9 protein-coding genes are annotated in these 6,913 nt (G+C 47.0%); 5 read left to right on the forward strand and 4 right to left on the reverse strand.

The features are described from left to right. Positions 1-140: 140 nt before the first annotated feature. The gene (locus ACQY6Q_RS17005; RefSeq protein WP_427983291.1) at positions 141-449 is read left to right on the forward strand and encodes a peptidylprolyl isomerase; all 309 of its coding nucleotides are present in this window, start codon (positions 141-143) and stop codon (positions 447-449) included. A 1-nt stretch (position 450) separates the two neighbouring features. On the opposite strand, the gene ACQY6Q_RS17010 is transcribed toward ACQY6Q_RS17005, so the two are convergent. The 4 genes from ACQY6Q_RS17010 to ACQY6Q_RS17025 form a co-directional block, all read right to left on the reverse strand. Beyond that, positions 451-918, reverse strand: a complete 468-nt coding sequence (locus ACQY6Q_RS17010; protein ID WP_427983293.1) for an LEA type 2 family protein — start codon at positions 916-918, stop codon at positions 451-453. A 104-nt stretch (positions 919-1,022) separates the two neighbouring features. After that, positions 1,023-1,481 carry an NfeD family protein gene (locus ACQY6Q_RS17015; protein ID WP_427983295.1) on the reverse strand — a complete coding sequence of 153 codons (459 nt, stop codon included), beginning with the start codon at positions 1,479-1,481 and terminating at the stop codon, positions 1,023-1,025. Position 1,482: 1 nt separating this feature from the next. Continuing rightward, positions 1,483-2,421 (reverse strand): SPFH domain-containing protein, encoded by a 939-nt coding sequence (locus ACQY6Q_RS17020; protein ID WP_427983296.1) that lies wholly within the window; start codon positions 2,419-2,421, stop codon positions 1,483-1,485. Positions 2,422-2,621: 200 nt separating this feature from the next. Further along, positions 2,622-3,545, reverse strand: coding sequence for a LysR family transcriptional regulator (locus ACQY6Q_RS17025; RefSeq protein ID WP_427983297.1), 924 nt, complete (start codon positions 3,543-3,545; stop codon positions 2,622-2,624). 136 nt (positions 3,546-3,681) lie between these two features. Here ACQY6Q_RS17025 and ACQY6Q_RS17030 point away from each other — a divergent pair, with 136 nt between their 5' ends. The 4 genes from ACQY6Q_RS17030 to ACQY6Q_RS17045 form a co-directional block, all read left to right on the forward strand. Further along, entirely contained in the window at positions 3,682-4,065 is a 384-nt protein-coding gene (locus ACQY6Q_RS17030; protein ID WP_427983298.1) for a DoxX family protein, read from the forward strand. Positions 4,066-4,074: 9 nt separating this feature from the next. Next, positions 4,075-4,908, forward strand: a complete 834-nt coding sequence (locus ACQY6Q_RS17035; RefSeq protein WP_427983299.1) for a pirin family protein — start codon at positions 4,075-4,077, stop codon at positions 4,906-4,908. 104 nt (positions 4,909-5,012) lie between these two features. Then, positions 5,013-5,993, forward strand: a complete 981-nt coding sequence (locus ACQY6Q_RS17040) for a glutathione S-transferase family protein (protein WP_427983300.1) — start codon at positions 5,013-5,015, stop codon at positions 5,991-5,993. Positions 5,994-6,118: 125 nt separating this feature from the next. Then, positions 6,119-6,913, forward strand: a 795-nt coding sequence (locus ACQY6Q_RS17045) for an ABC transporter substrate-binding protein (RefSeq protein ID WP_427983301.1), incomplete at its 3' end; no start/stop codon positions are given.

Here is a 6,913-nt window from a genome sequence, read left to right on the forward strand (position 1 = left end):
GGTCCATTCGGTGAGTCAATAATTACCTAGATATAATAACTTAATGGATCGGCAATAACATGAATGCCGTTTGCAAAATTAGATTTGGTACTACAAATTGTGACAGCTTAATTGACAATCACGTTACCATGTAAAACTGGTTGAAAAAGAGAGGACATGAAATGGCGAAAGCAAGCGCTCGTGCGCAGCACATAATTGTTAATTCAGAAAAGAAGGCCTTGGAGGTGTTAGAGAAACTCAACAAGGGTTCTAGTTTTGAAGCCATGGCCGCGCGTTATTCTAGCTGCCCGTCGGCTAAAAAAGGTGGCGATTTGGGCAGCTTTGCTAAAGGCGAGATGGTAAAAAGCTTCGATAAAGCTGTGTTTAGTGGCCCGCTAAATCAAGTATTGGGGCCAGTGAAAACCCAATTTGGTTACCATTTAATAAAGGTAACCGAGCGTTGGGACTAGCTTAATGAGTTAAGTTTTCTAGTTTTAATTGGCCTTTTTCGCTTAAGCGAATCGCCGGCCAAAAACTCCCCACATCCAGTTTTACATCTACTTGATAATCTAACTGTGGTTCTTCTAATTGCAGCAAGCTACCTAGTAGTTGCATGCTGGCCATGAGGTTGGCTTGAGCGGGTAAGCTAAAGGTGGCTTCTCCGTAGGCCGGTACGCTGGGCAGCTCGCGGGTCGCACCGTTAACAATTTCATGGCCGTTTAACGACAGAGAGTAGACCGCGCCCGCCAGATTTAGCGCTTGCTTATTGGGGTTGACCACCCGCAAGTTTATATCAAACTTTGGTGCGAGGCCTGAGTCGGAGCTGGGAACCACCGATATTAGATTCACTTTGGGTGGTTCGTTAGGTACTACCGAACTACAGGCGATTAAGCCATAGCACAGTAATAGCATGATGGTTTTTTGCAGGGCTTGTCGCATGAGTGCTCAACTTGCAGAAACTAATTATTGCTAGTTAAGCACACTATCTTGGGCTTTGCATGTATTACGAAGTGGGCAGCTAGTCTAAACCGCTGCCCTTACATTTAATCGACCGCTTTTACCCAAAAGGTGCCGACTTCAGCACGCACTACGTAAACTTCGGTGCCAGCCTTAATCGGTTGTTCACTTTTTAAGGCCCAGCTAATCCCAGAGTGCTTGTAATGGCTTAGGCCCCGTTTGTCGATGTCTTGCTCGCAAAAAAAGCTGTGGCCGTCAAAATCACTGCTCACTTGTTTGTTGTCGGCACTATTTTGTAAGCGGCGCATCGGCTTCCATAACAATCCAGCCAATACACTCGTGGCTAAGGCATTAGCCAAAAGAATGCTGTTCCAGCTTTCTGGCAATACCCCCATCCACACTAGTGAGCCGGTTAACATCAGTGACAGGCCAACAAAAAATAAAATGAAGGTGGCAAAGCCAATCACCGCGACCTCAATGGTGAGTAGGATGATGCCTAGGGCAATCATCACTTGAGGAATGTGGTTGCTAAGCAGCTCGCCCATATTAGTTGCCTCGGTTAAGCGCGTTTAAAATGGTGGTGGCTTGTGCTACCAATGAACCGGCTTCGGTGCTGCTGTCGGGCAGCAGTACCACACTCGATTCTTTAGCAATGGCATGTTTGGCTTCAATGGCTTTGGTAGCAAGGTCAAGTTGTACCGCTTTTTGTCCTTCAGGAGTGGCCGCCGATGCACCGATGGTGGTGAGGGCTTTAGCTTGCGCATCGGCCACTGCTAAAATCGCCTCGGCTTCACCTTCGGCGCTCAGAACTTGTTCACGTTTTTCTGCCTCGGCTTGCAGTACCCGCGCTTGTTTCTGACCTTCGGCAATATTAATTGCCGCGGCTTTTTCACCTTCCGACTCAAGAATTTTAGCGCGACGTTCCCGCTCGGCGCGCATTTGTGATTCCATTGAATCCATAATCGAGGCTGGTGGCGTAATATCTTTAATTTCGTAACGTAATACCGCCACCCCCCAAGAGGCCGAGGCTTCGTTAATTTGCGCAACAATTTTAGCGTTTAGCGCATCCCGTTCTTCAAAGGTTTTATCCAATTCGATTTTACCAATTTCAGAACGCATGGTGGTTTGTGCCAATTGGGTCACCGCAAATACGTAGTCTTCCACACCGTAGGTCGCCTTGTAAGGGTCGAGTACTCGAAAATACAGTACTCCGTCTACCGATAAGGAGATGTTGTCTTTGGTGATCGCCGCTTGGCTTGGCACATCGTAGGCTTGCTCTTTTAGTGAACGGCGCGCCGACACTTGGTCAACAATCGGGATCAGGAAGTTAATTCCGGCCTCTTTAGTTGACTGGTATTTACCAAAACGCTCAACCACCCAGGCGGAGTTTTGTGGGACAAATTTAATTGAGGATTTAAGTACAAATAGCGCAAAAATCAGCAGCGCAACTTGCACGGTCAATAGATAATCGAAAACGATGGGCATGATACTTTCCTTCACTGTAAAATTAATCAAATCGCGAATAGTCGCTTAGCCAAAGGCCGAGTGTGCAGATGTTAAGTCGCTGCTTAACCGCTTATTATTTACCCGCAAGAAGAGCATAAATTTTGCTGATAATACAGTAATTTTGCTTTATTTAGTGAAGCCGCTTGTAAAGCCTGAGCGATCTAGCCGGTTTGACTCATTCATCGTTGTAAATAGCGGCTTAGGGCTTGGTCCCAGTAGGGATTTAAGCCAAAGCGTTGAGCCAAAAAGTCAATCATCACTCGGCTGCGCTGCGGTAGGTAGCGAGTATTAGGGTACACCGCCCAAGCGTGTAAGGGGGACAGCTGATAGTCTCCCAGTACCACGCTTAATTCTCCAGTAGTAATGGCTTGCCATGCGATAAAGGTGGGCGCATAAGCTATGCCATGGCCGGCAATCGCCAAATCGCGTAATAAGTCGCCATTATTGGCGCTAACATGGGCTTGATAGTGCAGCTGATGAACTTGCTGGTTGGGGCCGGTTAACTGCCAGTGTGGCGGGCTTAAGCTGTAGTGCAGGATTTTATGTTGTTTGAGATCTTGTGGGTGTTTCGGTTCACCGTGTTTGGCTAAATAGCTTGGAGCGGCGACTAGCACAAAATTAATTGGGGTGATTTTTTTCGCTCTAAGGCTGGAGTCTTTTAACTCGGCAATCCTTAGTGCGATATCAATACCTTCGGCCACCAAGTTATGTTGGCTATCAGATAGGCTGATTTTCAGTTTTAGTTCGGGGTGAAGTCGCATAAAGGCGTCAAAGGCGGAATTAAGGTGGCTGAGGCCAAAGGAAAGTGGCACAGCAATGTGCAAGCTGCCACTTAAGGTTTGTTTTTGATTGTGGGCATCTTGGTTTAACTGCTCCACCTCGGCCAAGATTCCCAAGCTGCGTTGGTAAAACTGTTGGCCGGTCTCGCTCAGGCTTAAACGGCGAGTAGTGCGTTGCATTAAGCTACCACCTAAGCGTTGTTCGAGGGCGCTAAGCCGGCGACTTACTACTGATTTGGCTACGCCCAGTTGTTCGGCGGCGCGGCTAATGCTACCTGCTTCTACTACTCTTACAAAGACTTGCATTTCTTCCAGCTGTCCCATCGCCTGCCACTCCAAACTTTTATCTATTGTTGCAATTATAAGAACAATAATTTGCTTTTGTTAATGTTTATCATTGTTAATAACAACACTAAGCTGTGATTAAGCATTCGCGCTTAAGTTATTGGAGAACAGCACCATGAACGCACTTAAAGATGTCAGCCAAGTTCTAGCACGACTATTTTTAGCCTTGATCTTCATTGTATCGGGTTACGGTAAAATCGGCGGTTATGCCGGTACCCAAGCTTATATGGAAGCCATGGGGGTTCCGGGCATGCTACTCCCCTTGGTCATTGCCCTAGAGCTATTGGGTGGTATTGCCATTGTTTTGGGTTGGCAAACCCGCATAGTGGCATTTTTACTGGCAGGCTTTAGTTTGGTCTCTGGACTGTTGTTCCACTTTAATCCAGACGACCAAATACAGATGATTATGTTGATGAAAAACATCGCTATAGCGGGTGGTTTCCTACTGTTAGTGGCGCATGGCGCGGGTCGTTATTCTTTAGATCAACGTAGCGCCTAGGAGAGTATTGTGAGTAGTTTTAGACAAATCGAAAAAGTCGTGGCGGGGCAAGCCACCAGCGATGGTGCAGGGGTAAAGTTAACCCGCATGCTGGGTAATGCGCAGCTCGCCCACCTCGACCCTTTTTTAATGTTGGATTGTTTTGAGTCGGATAAGCCCGATGATTATTTGGCGGGCTTTCCCGAGCACCCTCACCGTGGCTTTCAAACCGTTACCTACATCTTAAATGGGCGAATGCGTCACAAAGATAATGCCGGCCACGAAAGTGTGATAGAAGCTGGCGGGGTTCAGTGGATGAATGCTGGACGTGGCGTGATTCATTCCGAAATGCCCGAGCAGCAAGACGGTTTGCTGAAAGGCTTTCAGTTATGGGTAAATTTAGCCGCCGAACACAAGATGTCGGCTCCCGGTTACCAAGAGCTTAGCGCCGAGCAGATCCCGCAACGTCGCGATCTGCAGGGTAACTTGATTCGAGTGATTGCCGGGCAGTTGGACAATGGCTTGCAAGGAGCGGTGCAAACCCAATACACCCCAGCCAGTTATTTGGACATAAGTTTAGTTGCGGGCGCTGATTTGAACTTAGCTTTACCCGCTAACGATCAAGCATTTGTCTATGTAATTGAAGGTGAGCCAAGTATCGGCCAGCAAGTCTTGAAGGCTTATCAGCTGGGGGTCTTGAGTCCAGGCGAGCAGCTACGCTTACAAAGTACTGAGGCTAGCCGAGTACTGGTGATTAGTGGTCGACCAATTAACGAGCCCATCGCATGGGGAGGCCCCTTTGTTATGAATACTCGCGAAGAAGTGCTGCAAGCCTTCGATGACTTTCAAAACAATCGTTTTTAAGCGGGTCGCTCCCTGCTTATGTTTGGCACTGCCTTAGTGGCAGTGCATTGTTTTAAAATTTCACAACTAGAAATTATTCGGTAATACACATTAGGAGCAAGCACATGGGTTTATTAGTAGACGGGAAATGGCACGACAAATGGTACGACACCGATAAAAATCAGGGGCGCTTCGAGCGTAGTGAGTCGCAATTTCGCAATTGGGTGACAGCCGACGGTAGCGCTGGGCCTAGTGGTGAAGCCGGCTTTAAAGCCGAAGCGGGCCGTTATCATTTGTATGTTTCCCATGCCTGTCCATGGGCTAACCGCACTATGATTTTTCGTAAGCTGAAAGGCTTAGAAGAGATGATCGATTTCTCGGTAGTGCATTGGCTAATGGCCGAAAATGGCTGGACCTTTGCGGAGGGGGCTGGAGTGGTGGCCGATCCGATTCATCAGGCTGATTTTTTGCATCAAATTTATACCGCCGCCGATGCCAATTACTCGGGGCGAGTGACCGTGCCAGTATTATGGGATAAACAGCAACAAACCATCGTATCCAATGAATCGGCCGACATTATTCGCATGTTTAACTCGGCTTTTGATGGGCTAGGCGCCAACAGTGGTGACTATTATCCACAAGCCCTGCGTGAGCAAATAGATACGCTTAACCAGCAGATTTACGACACGGTAAACAATGGGGTGTACAAAGCCGGTTTTGCCACCACCCAGCAAGCTTACGAGGAAGCACTGCATCCCTTGTTTGCAACCTTAGACGAGCTGGAGCAACGCCTTGCTAGCCAGCGTTATTTAATGGGCGAGCAGCTAACCGAGGCCGATTGGCGTTTGTTTACTACCTTGATTCGTTTTGATGCGGTATACGTGGGTCACTTTAAGTGCAACCTAAAGCGCATTGTTGACTACCCCAATCTTTATGGTTATTTGCGTGAGCTTTACCAAATAGAGGGCATTGCCGAGACCATTCATTTTGACCATATTAAAGGCCATTATTATCAAAGCCATACTATGATCAACCCTACCGGAGTGGTACCGCTAGGGCCGATTTTAGACTTAGATAAGCCCCATCAGCGAGCACAGCTTTCATAGACAATTAATAATTGCTCAGCATTTTATATATACTCCAGCTATACTGGATTTACTTTATATAAATTAGGTGGTTAGTGATAATTTTGATGCGGGCTTGCGGTTTGCTATTAGTGTGGCTTTGGCCGATGTTAGCAGTCGCACAAGCAAAAATTCTGGTGATAGAAAGCTATCATCAGAGCTTTGCTTGGGATCAAAGCTATATTCAAGGTATAGAAGAGGTGCTGAATGAGCATTATCAACTCAGTTACTTTGAAATGGACACTAAACGCCTGCCGCCAGCCGAACACGCTAGCCGAGCAGAATTGGCTTGGCAACACTACCTAGTCACCCAACCAGATTTAGTTATTCTCGGTGACGATAACGCACTTAAATATTTAGGCCCTCGCTTAGCCGAAACCAAGGTACCTGTGGTGTATTTAGGGGTTAATAACAATCCTCGTCATTACCAAGTGCATCAGCGTTTTAATATTACCGGGGTATTGGAGCGGCCGCTGATTAAACGCTCCATTAGCATTATTCAGCAAATCAATAATATGCAATTAAAACGTATACTGCTTTTATCAGATAACAGCATCACTTCACAGTATATTTTGAGAGATGTATTTGACCAGCAAACCCAGCAGTGGATATCTGGTGTAGAAGTGGAACTCAGGCTGATTAACGATTGGCTAACCTGGCAACAAGCGGTGTTAAATGCCAAGGCTGAAGGTTTTGATGCTATTGCGTTTATTCTCTATCAATCGCTCACCGATGAGGATCAGCGAAATGTGGACTCCGAGAAAGTGATTAGTTGGTCGGTAAACCACTCCCCGTTGGCACCTTACGGTTTTTGGGACTTTGCCGTTGGCAAAAATAAAACTATTGGCGGTTTGGTGATGGTGGGTTATGAACAAGGCAAAATCGCTGGCGAAATGGCGCTT

Origin of the sequence: Agarivorans sp., assembly GCF_050295395.1 — a bacterium.
Classification (GTDB): Bacteria; Pseudomonadota; Gammaproteobacteria; order Enterobacterales; family Celerinatantimonadaceae; genus Agarivorans.

What these genes read in the sequence shown, in the direction of transcription:
- ACQY6Q_RS17040 (WP_427983300.1), top strand. Translation starts at nt 5,013, where the DNA reads ATGGGTTTATTAGTAGACGGGAAATGGCACGACAAATGGTACGACACC.
- ACQY6Q_RS17015 (WP_427983295.1), bottom strand. Translation starts at nt 1,481, where the DNA reads ATGGGCGAGCTGCTTAGCAACCACATTCCTCAAGTGATGATTGCCCTA.
- ACQY6Q_RS17010 (WP_427983293.1), bottom strand. Translation starts at nt 918, where the DNA reads ATGCGACAAGCCCTGCAAAAAACCATCATGCTATTACTGTGCTATGGC.
- ACQY6Q_RS17030 (WP_427983298.1), top strand. Translation starts at nt 3,682, where the DNA reads ATGAACGCACTTAAAGATGTCAGCCAAGTTCTAGCACGACTATTTTTA.
- ACQY6Q_RS17020 (WP_427983296.1), bottom strand. Translation starts at nt 2,421, where the DNA reads ATGCCCATCGTTTTCGATTATCTATTGACCGTGCAAGTTGCGCTGCTG.
- ACQY6Q_RS17025 (WP_427983297.1), bottom strand. Translation starts at nt 3,545, where the DNA reads ATGGGACAGCTGGAAGAAATGCAAGTCTTTGTAAGAGTAGTAGAAGCA.